This window comes from uncultured Zhongshania sp. (genome assembly GCF_963975605.1).
Classification (GTDB): Bacteria; Pseudomonadota; Gammaproteobacteria; order Pseudomonadales; family Spongiibacteraceae; genus Spongiibacter; species Spongiibacter aquimaris.
The window spans coordinates 1-17,191 of the sequence record NZ_CAXBHN010000017.1 but is presented as its reverse complement, the minus strand read 5'-3'; the positions used below and the strand labels follow the sequence as shown (position 1 = coordinate 17,191).

Below are 17,191 nucleotides of genomic sequence, written 5' to 3'. Positions count from 1 at the left end.
CGGCAATTAAAACAGAGGACCCAGCAACATGTCTGACTACAGTATTTTTACATCAGAGTCGGTGTCGGAAGGACATCCAGACAAAATGGCCGATCAAATTTCTGACGCCGTATTGGACGCCATTATCGCCCGCGATAAATACGCCCGCGTTGCGGTAGAAACACTGGTAAAAACTGGTATGGCAATCGTCGCAGGTGAAGTCACCACCTCGTGCTATGTCGATTTAGAAGACATCATTCGCGACGTGATTACCGGCATCGGCTACAACAGCTCGGACGTCGGTTTTGACGGCGCGAGCTGCGCGGTACTCAACGCCATTGGCAAGCAATCTGTCGACATTAACCAGGGTGTCGACCGCGCCAAGCCAGAAGACCAGGGCGCTGGCGACCAAGGTTTGATGTTTGGTTACGCAACTAACGAAACGCCGTCATTAATGCCTGCGCCGCTGTTCTACTCTCACCGCCTTGTTGAGCGCCAAGCATACCTGCGTAAAGACGGGGTATTGCCGTGGTTGCGCCCAGATGCCAAAAGCCAAGTGACTCTGCGCTATGAAAATGGTGTGCCGGTTGCCGTGGACGCGGTGGTTTTATCTACCCAGCACAATCCGGAAATTTCACTGAGCGACTTACAAGAAGCCGTGCGTGAAGAGATTATTAAAAACGTATTACCTGCAGAGCTGCTGCACGCCGGCACCAAATACCACATCAACCCCACCGGCAAATTTGTCATCGGCGGCCCGGTAGGCGACTGCGGCTTAACCGGTCGTAAGATCATCGTAGACACCTACGGCGGCATGGCACGTCACGGTGGCGGCGCGTTCTCGGGTAAAGATCCATCGAAAGTTGACCGCAGCGCGGCGTATGCGGGTCGTTATGTTGCCAAGAATATCGTCGCTGCAGGCCTAGCCGATCGCTGTGAAATTCAAGTGTCATACGCAATCGGTGTTGCAGAACCAACCTCTATCTCAATCAACACCTTTGGCACCGGCAAAGTCAGCGACGATAAATTAATCGCCGCAGTACGTGAGGTATTTGACCTACGCCCCTACGGCATCACCAAAATGCTGGACTTGGCGCACCCCATGTACCAGCCGACCGCCGCATACGGTCACTTCGGTCGCGATCCCTACGAGCACACCTATACCTGGAAAGAGAACGGCGAAACCAAATCTGAAACCAGCACTGCATTTAGCTGGGAAAAAACAGATCGGGCAGAGGCGTTGAAGGCAGCATTGTAAAACTGAGTCGGGCGTCTGAAGTTGGATGCCTGACGTAAAAATGGAGAACTGCCATGGATCGGCGGAAGTATCAAAAATTATTGGTTTGGCAAGAAGCGATGAATTTAGCTCGTAGGTTGGGGTGAGGAACGAACCCCAACATAGCGGGATGCTCCACCACCGTTTGTTGGGTATCGCTAGCGCTCCACCCAACCTACAAAGTCACACGTCATTTTCAAATTGAAAGGGTACTAGAATATATAAACGAACAAGAAAATTGGCAGGTCGTAGGTTGGGGTGAGGAACGAACCCCAACATAGTGAGACGCTCTACCACCGTTTGTTGGGTATCGCTAGCGCTCCACCCAACCTACAAAGTCACACGTCATTTTCAAATTGAAAGAGTACTAGGCTATATAAACGAAAAAGAAAATTGGCAGGTCGTAGGTTGGGGTGAGGAACGAAGCCCAACATAGTGGGATGCTCCACCACCATTTGTTGGGTATCGCTAGCGCTCCACCCAACCTACAGAGTCACACGTCATTTTCAAATTGAAAGGGTACTAGAATATATAAACGAAAAAGAAAATTGGCAGCCAACCTTGGAACGCGTTTTCGCAAAACTAGCTGCACTAATTAACCGACTTAGGGCGAGTATCGGCTGATACGCATTTGCGTCTCCCATCTCCCGTCCAGCATTTAGCTTACAGAGGAATACAACATGACAACATTCACAGATTACAAAGTAGCCGACATCAGCCTAGCAGCATGGGGGCGCAAAGAACTCAGTATCGCAGAAGGCGAAATGCCAGCACTGATGGCACTGCGCAGCAAGTACGGCGCAGACAAGCCATTAGCTGGCGCTAAAATTCTCGGCTGCATTCACATGACAATTCAAACCGGCGTATTGATCGAAACTTTGATTGAACTCGGTGCCGAAGTGCGCTGGTCTTCATGTAATATTTTCTCTACCCAGGACCACGCTGCCGCTGCAATTGCCGCTGCGGGTATCCCTGTTTTCGCTTGGAAAGGCGAAACCGAAGAAGAATACGAGTGGTGTTTAGAGCAAACTATTCTTAAAGATGGCCAGCCTTGGGATGCCAATATGGTATTGGATGACGGCGGCGACTTAACCGGCCTGCTTCATCAGAAATACCCACAAATGATGGATATCATTCACGGCATTACCGAAGAGACCACCACAGGTGTTCACCGTCTTCAGGAAATGATGAAGAAGGGCGAACTAAAAGTGCCCGCGATCAACGTTAATGACTCTGTGACCAAGTCTAAAAATGACAACAAATACGGCTGTCGCCACAGCTTAAACGATGCGATCAAACGCGGCACAGACCACTTGTTATCTGGTAAGAAAGCGCTGGTTATCGGCTACGGTGATGTGGGCAAGGGTTCTGCACAATCGCTTCGCCAAGAAGGCATGATTGTTAAGATCACCGAAATCGATCCAATCTGCGCAATGCAAGCCTGCATGGATGGCTATGAAGTGGTATCACCATTCATCGACGGCATCAACGACGGCACTGAAGCCTGCATCAACACTTTGGTGCTGGGAAACACTGACTTACTGGTTACCACCACAGGCAACGTCAACGTCTGCGATTCAAATATGTTGAAGGCCCTGAAAAATGGCTGCGTAGTCTGCAATATCGGTCACTTCGACAACGAAATTGATACGGCCTTTATGCGTAAAAACTGGGAGTGGGAAGAAGTTAAACCACAGGTTCACCTCGTGTACCGTAACAAAGCAACTAACGACCATTTAATTCTGCTTTCTGAGGGTCGCTTGGTTAACTTGGGCAACGCAACAGGCCACCCAAGCCGTATCATGGATGGCTCATTCGCCAACCAAGTACTGGCGCAAATGTACCTCTACGAGCGTCGCTTTGCCGACTTGGAAGATAACTTTAAAGCGGCTGCCATTACCGTTGAAGTATTGCCTAAAAAGCTGGACGAAGAAGTGGCAGCGGACATGGTCGCTGGATTCGGTGGCGTCATCACCAAGCTCAGCACCACTCAGGCTGACTATATTGGCGTTAGCGTTGAAGGACCATTTAAGCCCGAGAGTTATAAGTACTAAGATAGTCGGAAGACTGATGTCGGACGTCCGACGCTAAGGCTAAGCGCTTTACGTCAGACGCCTGACCTCCGACGCCCGACCAAAGTCTTTCAACATCACCGGAATACATCATGTCCAACCGTTACAGCTTTGAATTCTTCCCGCCCAAAACCGAAGCCGGTCGCGAGAAGTTAAAAGACACCCGCAGCCAATTGGCCGCGCTGAATCCCGAGTTCTTTTCGGTGACTTACGGCGCTGGCGGCTCCACCCGCGACAACACCCGCGGCATTGTGCTGGAAACTAAAAAGGCAGGTTTATCAGTTGCGCCGCACTTGTCTTTTGGCGGCGATGAAGAGTCTGAGATTTTAGAATTATTAAACAGCTACAAAGATGCAGGTATTGATCGCATTGTTGCCCTGCGCGGTGACATTCCCTCTGGCATGGGTGCCACTCGCTTGGTTTATGCTCGTGAGTTGGTTGAATTTATTCGCAAACACACTGGCGATCACTTTCAACTAGAAGTAGCCGCCTACCCGGAAATTCACCCTGACGGCAAAAGCTACGATGCCGATATTGGCTTTCTAAAAGATAAACTGAACGCCGGTGCAAACAGTGCCATCACCCAGTATTTCTTCAGCGCCGATTCCTACTTCTACTTTTTAGACGCCTGTGACAAGGCCGGTATCGACAAGCCGATTTACCCCGGCATTATGCCGATAACGAACTATACCAATCTGGCGCGCTTCTCCCGCAATTGCGGCGCAGAAATTCCCCGCTGGCTGTCCAAGAAACTAGAAGGTTACGGCGACGATCAGCAAAGCATCATTGATTTCGGCACAGAGTTTGTGACCGAGCTTTGCCATATTCTGATGGAAGGCGGCGCACCAGGTATTCATTTTTACAGCATGAATCAGGTTGAGCCAATTAAGAGTATTGCTGAAGCTGTGATGCAATCACATCCATAAGCCCCACTCAGACGGCGTTTAGTGCAAACGCCGTCAGCTTTAGCAAGCTGCAGTAAAAGTCGGCGCTGACCACATTTTGGCAAAGCAGATTTCATAGTGTGTATTTGAGGCCCGATGCTGGTAAAAAGCGGGTGGCGAACATCCCGAACGCCGGTGTAATTTGCGTCCTGAAGCGTAGAGTAAGGGCGTCAAATTGACACCCTTGTTAAATTGTTTTCTTGTTCAGGATTTCCAGAAAGTCGACTATCTCTGGGTAGTTTGGCCCCTTAAGTAAATCGACATCATGCTTGCTTGCAATGAGATAACTATTTCTAGCCTTGTTTAATCTTTCAAGAAGAGGGAGAACTAGGCTATTAACTCGGTCTACAAAATCAAATAGATCTTCATAGCACCTAGGTATTTTATATCCTTTATTGCAACTTGCAATTATGACATCTTTATCTCTTAGCTTAGATATAATTGTCGACCTTATTGCCTGCTCCGTGACATTCATAAAACCGCAACTCTCAAGATGTGACAGCAAGCTTTTTGTAGATATATATTCTTTGTTTGTAGACAAACGACTCTGGAATACTAAGTGATTTAGAGCGCATAACTGTAACTTACTCTCATCATCTTGGTTGTTTCTGTTTTTCTCCAAAAACAGTTCTGCTTTTGATAACGCATGTGAGTGAATAAACTGATCGTATTCTTTGCTGGTTTGGTCAGGAGAAAAATATGTCTGAAACTTGGTAGGCCACTCCTTAATATCTAATGCTTTCTGCTGGAGCAATAATCTGTATTTTTCTTTAAGAGCAGGATTGGATTTACCTTCGTATACTTTGGCTAGCGTTCCAGCGAGAAAATCAGCAAGTTGTACCAGGGTGCTATCTTGGCTTGCCACTAAATTTATTTCAGACTCCCAGAATAAATCAGGCTTATGGTTCTTTTCAATATAATTCCGAAAGCTCTCTTTGAAATCCTCGCCGCCATGCTCATCCGCATAGACTTTTATAGCAGGGTAATTTTCAAATAATTGCCTATATAAAATACCATTTATAAATTTCAAGAATGACCTTTTGTGAGGAAAACCACCATCCTTTCTTAATGCGTCCTTTTCAACAGCAATTGCGTAGAACTTGAAATCCAATTCAAGAATACTGCTTAAAATCTTAATCCGCCTCTCATGATTATCACGATCCCTGACCTTACTTGATTTTATTTCACCAGCTTGAAAGTACTTTTTGCGCAACTCCGCTACATCTTCACTTAAAGCCTGAAAGTCGCCCTCATCAATTATCACAGCGCATACGATGAAGTACTTGGAGACATCTTTCTTTGACGTATCCAAATCTGTATTTCCTGATTCATCTATGAACGCTAGTGTTTTGATTGGTCGATTCCTTAAATTTAACGCTTCAGGCAAGGACGCCTGTTACGGCGCAGGAGGAACGAAAAATACGTCGCGGTGCTTGGCATTGTTATGCATTTACTCCTCCACCTCAAATCCTAAATCTGACAGCGTTAAAAATATAACGTTAATCCCATTTTCGTCTGCGCTCGTTTTGAAGGTCGACATACTACCTTCGCTAAGACTGTATTTAAAATTTGAAACCAAGACGACGTACATTTCAGGGATTTCTCCCGTAATTGAAAAATATTTTCTTTCTATTTCCTTCGATTTATTTTTAGCATGCCATAGCAACGAATGGATATGTTTTTCATTTCGAAGCCATTTAATTTCAAATATTTTGCTGCCTTTGCCTTTTTCACCTTGAACTAGGCCATCTAGCTCAACATGTTGAGAATCATTTTTAAATCTTACGCCTCGTTCAATTCTAGGATATTCCTTGGCCAGGTATTCAATTGCCTTTGATTCAACTTCGAACGACAATTTAATAGAGTCAGAACGACTAATGTCCTGCATTTTAGATCTGGAAATTTTGTCGCTGTTAGGACTCAAATTCTGCCCCTTCTCGTCTCCCTCTGATACTGCAATTTCATCCTTTATCGCGTCAAACTTATTACGTTCTCTATTTTCTTCGACTGATAATTCTTCTTTCTTGTATTTGAAGTAGCTTTCATTCTTTCTGATAATTGCTGCCAAATTTTGCAAAAATTCGAGTTCGGTTACTGCTGTTGCGATAATAAATATAGCTGCAAAGTATGTAGCCCAATGAGACGAATATATCGCGAGGCAAGCGACCATAATTATTGAAAATAACTTTGTTGAATGACTTCTATATAGCCCGCAGTAGCTAATAGCCATACATATTAGAGAAACACACAAAGCTGACGTGGCGACGAGATCTAAAAAGCTTTCTGGATAGATGTGTTGCAAGGTATTTCCTCACTCAAAATTATGCTTAACGAGGCTATAGAAAAACTCCAGCCAATCCATTTCTTTGAAAATTACGCGCTCCTACGTGAAATTCCCGCAAATAACGCAACTTAATCTCCCCCGATTTCAAGAAACCTGCCTATTTATAGATCAAAAATTAACCAGAACCGGGTCTTGGAAATTCCCGTTAGTAATTCTACTGCCTCAAGGCTGCAAGCAGCGGCCAAAATTCCGCTGCCTTGCCTGGCTAGCCTGCATCACGCAATGATTCCGCTATAACCTCTGGATGCTTGAAGGCGATGCCAATTAGCGCCTTAGCTGCACCGGAAGGGCTACGCCGACCTTGTTCCCATTCCTGCAAGGTGCGAGCAGAAATATGAAGGGCCTGAGCGAACTGAGACTGCGAAAGTCCCGTTTTCATACGTGCGGCGGCAACTTCATTGGGTGCGACCTGTGTTGCACGAGAGCCTTTACCCGCCTTCATTTCACGAACGGACTGCAAAAGCTTCTCACCCAGCTCTTCTCCTGTCATAGTTTGATGCTTAGTCATTCTCAATAGCCTCCCGAATTGATTTGAGTAGATGCGCGGGAATACTTCCCCGTACACTTTTTGCGTAAATCACCAACAACCACAATTCGCCACATTGCAGGCGGGTAAAATAGATAACTCTTACGCCTCCACTTTTCCCGGCGCCCTGCCTCCGCCACCGCACCTTTCGGCAACCGCCACTGCCAGGGATAACGTCGCCAGCCTCGGGGTTAGCTGCCAGCCACGCACAGAAGGCGCCCCGATCTTCTTCAGACCAAAGATCCTTGGCGCCTGCCGTAAATGTAGGGGTTTCTATGATCGTATACATGCCGCAAAAATACGTCAATGACGTATAGATGTCAATGAAGGGGTTTCGAGGTTAACTATCTAGCGCCACGCAGGCCGAAATAGGGAGCCCGCGGCTCCCGAAAAAGGGCCATTGGCGATTATCCGACGTGATTTAATGCCTTCTATGGCATGTGAGCGCCCAATAAGGACGGCTTGAAATGAGAGCCTGCTTTTGTGACTGACCAGAATTCGGCTTAGTCAACACGCCACTCATTTTTCTGGCGGCGGCTTTTTCTGATAGCGGCGCCCTGTGATTTTTTGATGCACGCCTTTGCGGAGGGAGTGAAAGCTATTTTCCAACACGTCCACCCCAACCAAAATACCGACAACCACTAGTGCAATGAGTAGCGCTGGGCCATATTTATCTAAGCCTATCATCACGCCAATTGCTGCCAGCACCCATATTGCCGCCGCAGAGGTAACACCTAAAACCATACCGTCGCGGGACAAAATCACCCCGGCACCGAGAAAGCCAATACCGGTAATTATCTGACCGATCACCCTTGAGGGATCGGTCACGCCATTCTCCACCGATACCGCCATGGCCATAAACACATAAGTGCCCAAACAAATAAGTGCGGCGGTGCGAATACCGATAGGCTTGCCTCTAATCTGCCGCTCTAAACCGATAATTGCGCCGGCCACAATGGTACTAAGCACCCCCGCCCACTTTAATGGTGCGATGGAAAGTGACGCAATCTCGATAAAATCTATAGCCATTTTTTATACCGAAAATAAATTAAAAGCCCGCCAGAAATTGCCAGCAAGATACCGATGAATATAGCAAATGCATTGCTATTATCCGCCCCCGGAATACCACCTACGTTGACACCCAACAGGCCCGTGGCAAATCCCAAGGGCAAGAATACCGCCGACACAATCGACAGCACATACATGCGGCTATTGGATTCTTCTGATATTTGGTTAACGAGCTCTTCGTGGCTGACCGCCGCACGCTCACGAATACTGTCCAGGGTCTCTATATATTGCGCCAAGCGGTCGCCAACCTCGCGCACTTGCAGGCGCTGAGCGTCACCAAACCACGACAAACGCTCACTTTGCACCCAGCTCAAGGCTTCGCGCTGTGGTGCCAAATAGCGGCGCAGGGCGATAGATTGTCGCCGCACTTGGCCAAGCTCACTGCGCAATTTTGCGCGAGCATTGCTCAACAAATTCTCTTCAAGCTCATCGACTTTATCCTCTGCATTATCTATTGGCACTGCCATGCGCCTGACCAAACGATCGCAAAGCATGGCGACAAATTCTGCACTGGATTGGGGGCCCTCTCCCTCGGAAAAGCTCTGCACAATGTCATCGACGGAGAGCAGCTTTCTTTTACGAGAGCTGATGATGCGATGTTCACTGACACACAGGCGAATAGACACCATGTCCTCTGGGTCTGCCTCGGGGTTCGTATTGACCCCGCGCAGTGCCATAAGCAGCCCACCCCCATGCGAGGTTGCCCTGGGCCGCGTATCTTCTGCCACGAGTGCGGCAACAGCAATGTCATCGAGACCACTATGATCTTCTAACCACGCCAAGGTAGCAGGTTTACTGTAGTCAAAATGCAACCACAATACCCCGTGTTCGGGTTGCCATTCAGCGAGCTCAACTGCACTAATGTCGCGAGCACCTCCCCGACCATCCAGTAATTTTGCGTAGATTATGAAGTCATCCATTCCAAGTATCTCGTTATTGCGTATTCTCATTGATAATCGCACAGCAACACGGCGATAAACCATTATGTATTAAGGCTCGCTCAAGGACCCAGTCTATTTTCTTATACCTTGGGCAAAGAATTTATGCGAATTGCCCTAAATGTAAATTGACCGCGTACACTCACTTATCTCAATAAAAAGAAAACCGCAGGATAAATTATGAAAATAGGTGTTTGCCTCCCCTATATGCCACGCAACATTAGTCGTCAGAATTTTAAAGACTGGTGCCGAATCATCGACCAAGGGCCTTTCTATAGCTTGTCCTGCGGCGAGCGCGTGACGGGCTATAGCTATGAGATGCGTAATATTCTGGCCTTTGCTGCCGCCGCCACCGAGCGCGTCCGCATTATCCCCGCGCTGTATGTATTGCCGATGCATAGCGCCGTGCAAGCGGCCAAAGAAATTGCCACCCTCGATATTTTGTCAGAAGGTCGCGTCACCTTAACCGTGGGTGTGGGTGGCCGTGAAAAAGACTATGAGGCACTTGGTGCCAGCTTTAAAAATCGCTTCCAAAGAATGGATGATCAAATCGCTATCATGAAAAAAATCTGGCGCGGCGAGTTGCTCGACGGCTTGGAGGAAATCGGGCCGACTCCCATTCAGGCAGGCGGCCCGCCGATATTAGTGGGGGCAATGGGACCAAAAAGTATTCAGCGGGTATCGAAATGGGCCGACGGTCTGTACGGCTTTGCAATGGATGGCAACCCCGACTTAATCAATCATTTTTTCAGCTCCGCCGATAAAGCCTGGCAAGAATCAGGTCGCGAGCAAAAACCCTACCGCATGGGAGGATTCTGGTATTCGCTGGCCGATAACGCCCAGTCCGCGTTGAGCGATTATGTATTCGACTACCTGAAAACCTTTGGCGAAGACGATGCCCGCAAAATTGCCAAGACCATGACGATGCACGACCCAATTGCGATCAAAGACGGGCTGGACGCCATAGAAGCGCTAGGCTGTGACGAGATTCAACTGGTGCCGGCAAGCGCCGAAGTTGCCGAGGTCGATCGTTTAGCAAATATGCTGGCAGGGCGCTAAATCGCGGCCCTGACACGCTAAACCAAGACACGGCAATTATTTTAACTTTGCGAATATCTCGAGCACGGTACTCAATTGCTTAGCCGAGATATTCGCGGTCAAATCGTCTGCGCAATGCATACAGGTGACAAGCGCGTCATTGTAAATTTCCAGCCCCGTTGGTGTCAGCTTCACCAAGCTAAAGCGCGCGTCGCGCTGATTTATCTCTTTCTCAACCAGATGCAGTCTCTGCATTGGATTTAGCTTTTTAGTGATACCCGACGCTGACAAACTCACCGCATCCGCAAGCTCTGTGCGGCTCATGGTTTGATCTAGCGCATTGCGTAGATGATGCATCACCATAAATTCCGCAAAGCTAATGCCGTGCGCACTTAGTTTTCGATCTGCGTGTTTAATGAAAGAAGAGCTCAAGGTAGCGAGCTCCGTTAATAAACTGAGAGATGCTGGCAATGTCATAAAACCCACCCATATACTTGACCAGTAAAATATTAGTTAAGTATATTCAATGCCCAGCTAAGCTTCAAGCTCCGGATCTTAGTACTCCTTCAACATGAAATTAACGGGTTCAGCGCGAAGCAGGTCGCTCCCTGCAAGACACACTGGCGCAGGCATAGTGGGCCTAAGGGCGCCCTGCCGGTCAGCCCTACGGCAGTCCATTGCTTCGTTATTTCCTCTCACCATAAGCCCAGAGCCTGCCCTTTATGCCCTGTGGGTACGCGAGATTCTATGTTCAAAGGCAAGCTTTTACGCCATTACTGGCTGATATTCTGTTTAATCTCTCATCAAGGCAAAGCTCCCTGCGGTGTATAGCCCGAGGCGGCTGGATCCTCAATCAAGTTGAGGATGACGGCGGCGGTGCGTTGAGGATGACGGCTTGGAAGGTTGGGGGTGACGGCTTGGTGGCAGGAATGGTCGGTCAGTATGATTGGGATTGCAGCTTGATACGCTGGGATTGTTAGCCGAGACGTCAACGAGGTGGGCCTGATTAATACGTACATAGACGTTTCGAAGTAGTAAAGCCGTCATCCCCGACTCCGATCGGGGATCCAGATGAGCGACAGCGAATGCCTTTACTTTTCTCGGACTACGAAACAGCGCAGAGCCCGAGGTTCATGGATCCCCGATCGGGGTCGGGGATGACACGGGTGGTAGTCCGCACTGCGAACGCAACCTCCGTCATACTCGGCCACGACCAAGTAGCCAGAAGCGCAGCGAGTGCTGTGGGTACTATGCTTTCGAGAAAACGCCTCGCACTGAACCTCCGCAGGACTGACTGTACTCGTCAATATCATGTTGAATGAGTACTTTAAAAACGACACACGCAGCAATTACCGTCATCTATATCTAATATTCTGATCAATTAACCCAGAATTTTGCACTTTTCTATTAATTTATTGTTTATATACTGGGTCACAAGAAAACAAGGGGCCATAAAGGAAGATTCGCCATGCCAATAAAGAATACTAACAGCCGCTATGGCTGGGTCAGCGTGGGAATACATTGGCTTATGGCGCTTACGGTGATTGGCATGTTCGCGCTGGGCATTTGGATGCGCCAGCTGTCATATTATGATCCCTGGTATAGAGATGGCCCAACCCTCCACAAAGGCATTGGCATTTTATTATTCATCGCGCTGCTGGCGCGCATCGTGTGGCGTAACATCAATATTCGCCCCAGTGACGATCCAGCGCTAAAAACGTGGGAGCGAGTTACCGCCCACCTTACCCACTTTGCTTTATATGGTTTGATGTTGGCGTTAATGGTTGCCGGGTATTTAATTTCAACAGCCGACGGTCGACCCATTGATGTTTTCGGTCTATTTAATGTGCCAGCGACACTACATGACCTGCCCGACCAAGAAGATATCGCCGGCGAGGTCCACGAAATCCTCGCCTGGATTCTGATTTTACTCGCCGGTGTTCATGCGCTAGCCGCATTGAAACATCACTTTATAAACCGCGACTCGACCCTGCTAAAGATGCTCGGTCGTGACGCCAACAGCACCAAGTGAACTCAACTCAAAAGGAATGTGAACTATGAAAAAGCTAATCGCTCTCGGCTTCACCGCTCTGCTAGGTTTTACTAGCGCACTACACGCAGCGGAATACAAAATTGATACCGCCGGCGCCCACGCGTTTGTGCAATTTAAAATCAAACACCTTGGCTACAGCTGGTTGTACGGGCGTTTCAATGACTTTGAAGGCCGCTTTAACTACGACCCAGCCAAACCAGAAGCATCTACTGTGGATGTCACCATTAAAACCGCCAGCGTAGACAGCAACCATGCTGAGCGTGACAAGCACTTGCGCGGCAAAGACTTTTTAGCGGTAGACAAATACCCCACCGCCACCTTTAAAAGCACCAGCTTTAAAGCGCTTGGCGATGGCAAAGCAGAGTTAAAAGGCACGCTTACATTGCACGGCGTAAGCAAGCCCGTGACGATTGCCGTAACTGAAATCGGCGGCGGCAAAGACCCTTGGGGCGGTGTTCGCCAAGGCTTCCACGGCACCACTGAAATCGCATTAAAAGACTTTGGTATCGACTACGATCTGGGCCCAGCATCGCAAATTGTGGAGCTGACTCTAGATGTAGAAGGTATTGCTCAATCAATGATGTAAACCAAATGAACTTATTCGACGTAACACTACTCGAAGTTTAGGAATTACCCTCATTCAGTCTCTATATTATTTGGCCGCTTTGCGGCCTTTTTTGTTTTCAGGCTTAGGTAAATATTTTTCCACTGCTCCATCGGCGTTAAATTGCGCATCCAATAAGGCGATCAAGGCATACACTCCCATCAGTTTGCGCATCACGTACAAAAAATCCTTGGGGGGCAAAGCGAAGTATTTACTGATAGACGCAGCTACTGCGCGCTTGGCAATACGCTGGGGCAATCCGCTGTTACGCCACCAGTAATGTCCGTCTTCGGTAACTGCCCGCGCTGGCACGTGTTCATCGATTGCCCGCAGCGGTTCCGCAATATCGACACCGATATCCACAAAGTTATCGAGCACCGACTGGGGGAAATGCGACCTCATAAAGCCCAAGCTTATTGAGTATTCCAAAAACCTAGGCTTATCGCGCTGGCAGGCAGCCAGCAACATATCGCAAAACTCGCTGGCAAAGTCCTCAGGCAATAATCGCATGGCGCCAAAATCCAGCAGAAGCAATTTATCGTCGTCACCCTCTTCGTCTATGCGCACCCGAAAATTGCCAAAATTGGGATCGGTTTGCATACGACGCCATTCGAAAAGTTCGCTGAGAAACAGTTCTAGCACCGCTTTACCCAAGCGATTTCTGCGCGGCTGAGCAAGTGCGGCAACGTCCGCAGAGTTAACTGAGGTCGCCTGCTCATAGCTCATTGTTAATACCCGACGGGTACAAAATGCGGGGTAGCTTTTGGGCACCACAAAACGGGAATCTTCACGCAGCGCATGTCTAACAAAATCCAGATCACGACGCTCCTGCTCGTAATCGACTTCTTTATGAAGCAGTAAACGGATATCACCAAACCAGTCGTCTAAATTGCGCACACTGGGCATGAGGCGCGACACTTTCAGCAATTGCATTACCGCGCTGAAATCCGCATCGATGGTGTGTTCCACCCCCGGATATTGCACCTTAATACAAAGCTGTTCGCCGGTATCACGCAACACGGCGCGATGGACCTGGCCCAGCGACGCCGCCGCCAGTGGCTGGGTATCTATCTCTAAGTGCGCCAGGGCCTCTTCGCCCAATTCATTAACTAAGACCTTGCGAATAGATTGCCAGGACATGGGCGGGGTATTGTCTTCTAGTTTATGCAGCGCCTCGGCAACCTCGGGCGGCATCATATAGTCGCTGTAGGTCGCCATTATTTGACCAATTTTGACGACACTGCCCTTTAAGCGGCCAAGCTCTTCCACGAAGAAATCGATATTCTCGGTTCGCTTGGCCAACGCCGCATCATTATCGCCGCTAAAGCGCTGCCAAATATTTTGCCGCACCGCCCGTGCACCGTAGCGAACGCCCAATTTCGACAATTCAAAGCGCCGCGAGAAAGCGCCCGTTTTAAGGCCGTGAAGTGATTTATCCTTTTCACTCATATCTTGAAATACACCTATTTCCTTTGTCCGTGTCACTACCGTAGACCACTACAGTAATCTACTATTCGTTTACCGAGGAATTTTAATCTCAGACGCCATCACCAAACCTCATCCTAACAGGACACGCAGTATGAAGCAGCTCCGCGCCCTTACACTGATCGGCCCCGGCTTCGTTGTTGCCGCCACCGGTTTAGGCGCCGGAGATTTAGTGGCCGCCGCCGTATCGGGCGCCAAGCTTGGCACACAACTACTGTGGGCCATCGCCTTCGGCGCCGTCATCAAGCTGGCGCTCAATGAAGGTCTAGCGCGTTGGCAGCTCGCCAGCGGCACAAGCTTGCTAACGGGCTGGTTACAGCATTTACCGCGCTGGATAAATTATTACTTTCTAGCGTATTTATTTATCTGGGCATTTTTAGTTGGCGCCGCATTAATGGCCGCATGTGGCTTGGCCGCCAATGCGCTATTCCCCCAGCTGTCTATCAATAGCTGGGCCTCACTGCATTCTTTACTCGCTATAGCGCTGGTGCTGTTCGGCCGCTATTCGCTGTTTGAGCAAGCGATGAAAGCGCTGATACTCCTGATGTTTGCGACGGTGATGGCCGCGCTACTGGCTAGCGATTGGTCGAGCATTGGCAGCTCCTCGACAACACTCGGTGATATCAGCGAGAATTTTAATTTAGTCATGGCGCTGATCGGCGGCGTCGGTGGCAGCGTTACCCTGCTGTGTTACGGCTATTGGATGCGGGAAAAAGGCTGGCATAACACCGACTCTCTAAAAATTGCCCGCATTGACCTCCTGGTTGCCTATTCGATCACCGCCTTGTTTGGCATGGGTATCATGATACTGGCAGCCCAATCTGCGCCGGAATCAGAATCTGGCACCCATATATTGATCGCCATGGCCGACCAACTTGGCTTATTGCTCAGCCCCGTCTTTAAAGAACTATTTTTAATTGGTGTTTGGGCCGCGGTATTCAGCTCAATGCTCGGGGTATGGCAGGGTGTTCCGTATATATTTACCGACTCGACCGCACAGTGGCGCAGCAAACTCAGCAAAATAGACTCCAGCGACAAGGGCTACCGGCTGGCCTTGCTGTATATCGCCATACCGCCCATCGCTCTACTCTATTTGGGCAAACCGGTATGGCTAATTATTTTATATTCCGTCACCGGCGCGTTATTCATGCCGTTTTTAGCACTGACACTGCTCTACTTAAACAACCGCATTATCAAGCCTAGCTTGCGATATGGCCTGATCAGCAATAGCGCGATCGTTGTGGCGCTGCTGGTGTTTTCATATATTGGAGCGCATTATTTTTTATCTTAGCAAGCGTGCTATATACCAAAATACGATGCTCTATTACTGCCACTCGTCACCGTAGTCGTGCAATAACTCTTCACCGGCGCCAATATCGCGCAGCGCGACAACACTAAGGTCATCGTAATAAATAACGTTGGCTGATTTGTGATGGTTGATGTATTTCAAACTACAGGTCACATCAATGAGCTGACCATCGGGCATGGTCAGCGTGTGTAAACCGGCCTCACTCGCTGTTCGCGTTTTACACACCCCAAGTTGGGTACCTTCGGGAATAGAAACGCGGGCGAATAGCCCCTTACCATGAATGGCACTCCTCTTTACCCGATAGCACTTGGCCATATCTCGCCTCTGTCTGCTGACTAAAAGAGCTAAAAGAACTCAAATCAGACGCCATAAAACGAAACCGGATTATGCCTCGCCCTGCTGCCTGATCGATTCAAACAAACAGAGCGAAGCAATCACTGCGCCAAGCTTACTTTGCCAGCATATCCATCAACGCCGCCCAGCTCACCTTGTCTGCATTAGCATCATATGCCAGCGGCATGTCATATTTTTTACCAAGCGCCGTTGAGCCCGGATTTGTAAAGCTGTGCACTACATTGGGAAAGCTTAACAACTCAAAGTTAGCACCAGCGTTCGTCATCTCCTCAACAAAACCTGCCACTTGCTTAGCGGGCACCATCGGATCAGCGCCACCAGTAGCCACTAACACTTTTGCTTTAATGGTGCCGGGCTCAACTTGCGTTTCAGTACCCAGAGAGCCGTGGAAGCTCGCCACCCCAGCCAAATCCAATCCACGACGCGCCTGATTTAGGACCACCGCCCCGCCAAAACAATAGCCAATGGCGAATAACTTATCGCCATCGACCGAGGACTGCTTACGCAAAATGCCCAAGGCCGCATCAAAGCGCGCATTCATTTTTTCTGGCTCAGCCAAAGCCGCATTCATAAACGCCGTCGCGTCTTTAGGGTGAGTGGTCGACTTACCGGTGCCATACATATCCACCGCAATCGCCGTGTAACCCAGCTCAGCTAATTGCTTCGCGCGCTCGCGAGCGTAATCATTCAGCCCCCACCACTCATGCACAACCACCACCGCAGGTGCCGCCTTGGTCACCGCACTATCGTGATACAGCACGGCAGTTCCCAAACCATTCGGCAACGTCAGCTTTTCTTCGACGACCGCTGCATGTAAAACCGAACTGCTCAGGACTAACGTAAGTAACATGGCAAAAAAACGCATTTCTTACTCCTCACTGTTTTGAATAAATTGATACGGAATATACTCGCTTCACGATGACAAACAACCGTGTGAGAGGCAAGAGAGGGGCATGTCGGGTGTCTGACTTCAAAAAAACACAGGCATTCGCTTTCGCTCATCTGGATCCCCGATCGGGGTCGGGGATGACGTAGTATGGTGCCGTCATTCACAACATGCACCCGACCGTAATAAGCGACGCTTCCCAGCCATCATCCTAAACGCGCCTCGCCGTCGGTAACCACCAACCCTAGCAATCGTCATCCTCAACCCCCTAACCGTCATCCTCAACTCGATTGAGGATCCATAAACCTCGGGGCT

General features: G+C 49.0%; 17 protein-coding genes. 7 read left to right on the top strand and 10 right to left on the bottom strand.

Annotated elements, in window-relative coordinates; genetic code table 11:
• Positions 1-28: 28 nt before the first annotated feature.
• The 3 genes from metK to metF all read left to right on the top strand — a co-directional run bounded on the left by metK (position 29) and on the right by metF (position 4,253).
• Positions 29-1,237: a methionine adenosyltransferase gene (metK, locus tag AAC007_RS13445; RefSeq protein ID WP_339677443.1), complete on the top strand. Its 1,209-nt coding sequence runs from the start codon at positions 29-31 to the stop codon at positions 1,235-1,237.
• Positions 1,238-1,935: 698 nt separating this feature from the next.
• Positions 1,936-3,309 (top strand): adenosylhomocysteinase, encoded by a 1,374-nt coding sequence (gene ahcY, locus AAC007_RS13440; protein ID WP_219043001.1) that lies wholly within the window; start codon positions 1,936-1,938, stop codon positions 3,307-3,309.
• 110 nt (positions 3,310-3,419) lie between these two features.
• A complete protein-coding gene (gene metF, locus AAC007_RS13435; protein ID WP_339677439.1) occupies positions 3,420-4,253 on the top strand; it encodes a methylenetetrahydrofolate reductase [NAD(P)H] in 834 nt (277 codons plus the stop codon).
• Between the two features lie 205 nt (positions 4,254-4,458).
• Here metF and AAC007_RS13430 read toward each other — a convergent pair whose 3' ends face one another.
• The 6 genes from AAC007_RS13430 to AAC007_RS13405 all read right to left on the bottom strand — a co-directional run bounded on the left by AAC007_RS13430 (position 4,459) and on the right by AAC007_RS13405 (position 9,129).
• Positions 4,459-5,658 (bottom strand): DUF3800 domain-containing protein, encoded by a 1,200-nt coding sequence (locus AAC007_RS13430; protein ID WP_339677438.1) that lies wholly within the window; start codon positions 5,656-5,658, stop codon positions 4,459-4,461.
• Between the two features lie 63 nt (positions 5,659-5,721).
• Positions 5,722-6,573, bottom strand: coding sequence for a hypothetical protein (locus AAC007_RS13425; protein WP_339677436.1), 852 nt, complete (start codon positions 6,571-6,573; stop codon positions 5,722-5,724).
• Between the two features lie 247 nt (positions 6,574-6,820).
• Positions 6,821-7,123, bottom strand: coding sequence for a helix-turn-helix domain-containing protein (locus AAC007_RS13420; RefSeq protein WP_296435000.1), 303 nt, complete (start codon positions 7,121-7,123; stop codon positions 6,821-6,823).
• Positions 7,116-7,430 carry a transcriptional regulator gene (locus AAC007_RS13415; RefSeq protein WP_339677435.1) on the bottom strand — a complete coding sequence of 105 codons (315 nt, stop codon included), beginning with the start codon at positions 7,428-7,430 and terminating at the stop codon, positions 7,116-7,118. Before AAC007_RS13415 ends, AAC007_RS13420 begins: the two co-directional genes overlap by 8 nt.
• Positions 7,431-7,660: 230 nt before the next feature.
• Positions 7,661-8,170, bottom strand: a complete 510-nt coding sequence (locus AAC007_RS13410; protein ID WP_219043007.1) for an MgtC/SapB family protein — start codon at positions 8,168-8,170, stop codon at positions 7,661-7,663.
• Positions 8,161-9,129, bottom strand: coding sequence for a zinc transporter ZntB (locus AAC007_RS13405; protein ID WP_339677433.1), 969 nt, complete (start codon positions 9,127-9,129; stop codon positions 8,161-8,163). The genes AAC007_RS13410 and AAC007_RS13405 overlap by 10 nt, the downstream gene beginning before the upstream one ends.
• Positions 9,130-9,327: 198 nt before the next feature.
• Between AAC007_RS13405 and AAC007_RS13400 the strand changes: the two genes are divergently transcribed.
• Positions 9,328-10,206, top strand: coding sequence for an LLM class flavin-dependent oxidoreductase (locus tag AAC007_RS13400; RefSeq protein ID WP_339677431.1), 879 nt, complete (start codon positions 9,328-9,330; stop codon positions 10,204-10,206).
• 36 nt (positions 10,207-10,242) lie between these two features.
• On the opposite strand, the gene AAC007_RS13395 is transcribed toward AAC007_RS13400, so the two are convergent.
• Positions 10,243-10,662: a MarR family transcriptional regulator gene (locus tag AAC007_RS13395; RefSeq protein ID WP_295874628.1), complete on the bottom strand. Its 420-nt coding sequence runs from the start codon at positions 10,660-10,662 to the stop codon at positions 10,243-10,245.
• A gap of 991 nt (positions 10,663-11,653) precedes the next feature.
• On the opposite strand from AAC007_RS13395, the gene AAC007_RS13390 reads away from it, so the two are divergent.
• Positions 11,654-12,217, top strand: a complete 564-nt coding sequence (locus AAC007_RS13390; protein WP_339677429.1) for a cytochrome b — start codon at positions 11,654-11,656, stop codon at positions 12,215-12,217.
• Between the two features lie 25 nt (positions 12,218-12,242).
• Complete coding sequence (locus AAC007_RS13385; protein ID WP_339677428.1) at positions 12,243-12,824, top strand: YceI family protein; 582 nt, start codon at positions 12,243-12,245, stop codon at positions 12,822-12,824.
• A gap of 66 nt (positions 12,825-12,890) precedes the next feature.
• On the opposite strand, the gene AAC007_RS13380 is transcribed toward AAC007_RS13385, so the two are convergent.
• A complete protein-coding gene (locus AAC007_RS13380) occupies positions 12,891-14,291 on the bottom strand; it encodes an AarF/ABC1/UbiB kinase family protein (RefSeq protein WP_339677427.1) in 1,401 nt (466 codons plus the stop codon).
• 130 nt (positions 14,292-14,421) lie between these two features.
• On the opposite strand from AAC007_RS13380, the gene AAC007_RS13375 reads away from it, so the two are divergent.
• Positions 14,422-15,618: an Nramp family divalent metal transporter gene (locus tag AAC007_RS13375; RefSeq protein WP_339677425.1), complete on the top strand. Its 1,197-nt coding sequence runs from the start codon at positions 14,422-14,424 to the stop codon at positions 15,616-15,618.
• Between the two features lie 33 nt (positions 15,619-15,651).
• Here the strand turns inward: AAC007_RS13375 and AAC007_RS13370 are convergent, their stop codons facing one another.
• Both AAC007_RS13370 and AAC007_RS13365 read right to left on the bottom strand, forming a co-directional pair.
• On the bottom strand, positions 15,652-15,951 hold the full coding sequence (locus tag AAC007_RS13370; protein ID WP_339677423.1) for an SET domain-containing protein: 300 nt from the start codon (positions 15,949-15,951) through the stop codon (positions 15,652-15,654).
• A 133-nt stretch (positions 15,952-16,084) separates the two neighbouring features.
• Entirely contained in the window at positions 16,085-16,855 is a 771-nt protein-coding gene (locus AAC007_RS13365) for a dienelactone hydrolase family protein (protein WP_339677421.1), read from the bottom strand.
• Positions 16,856-17,191: the final 336 nt, after the last annotated feature.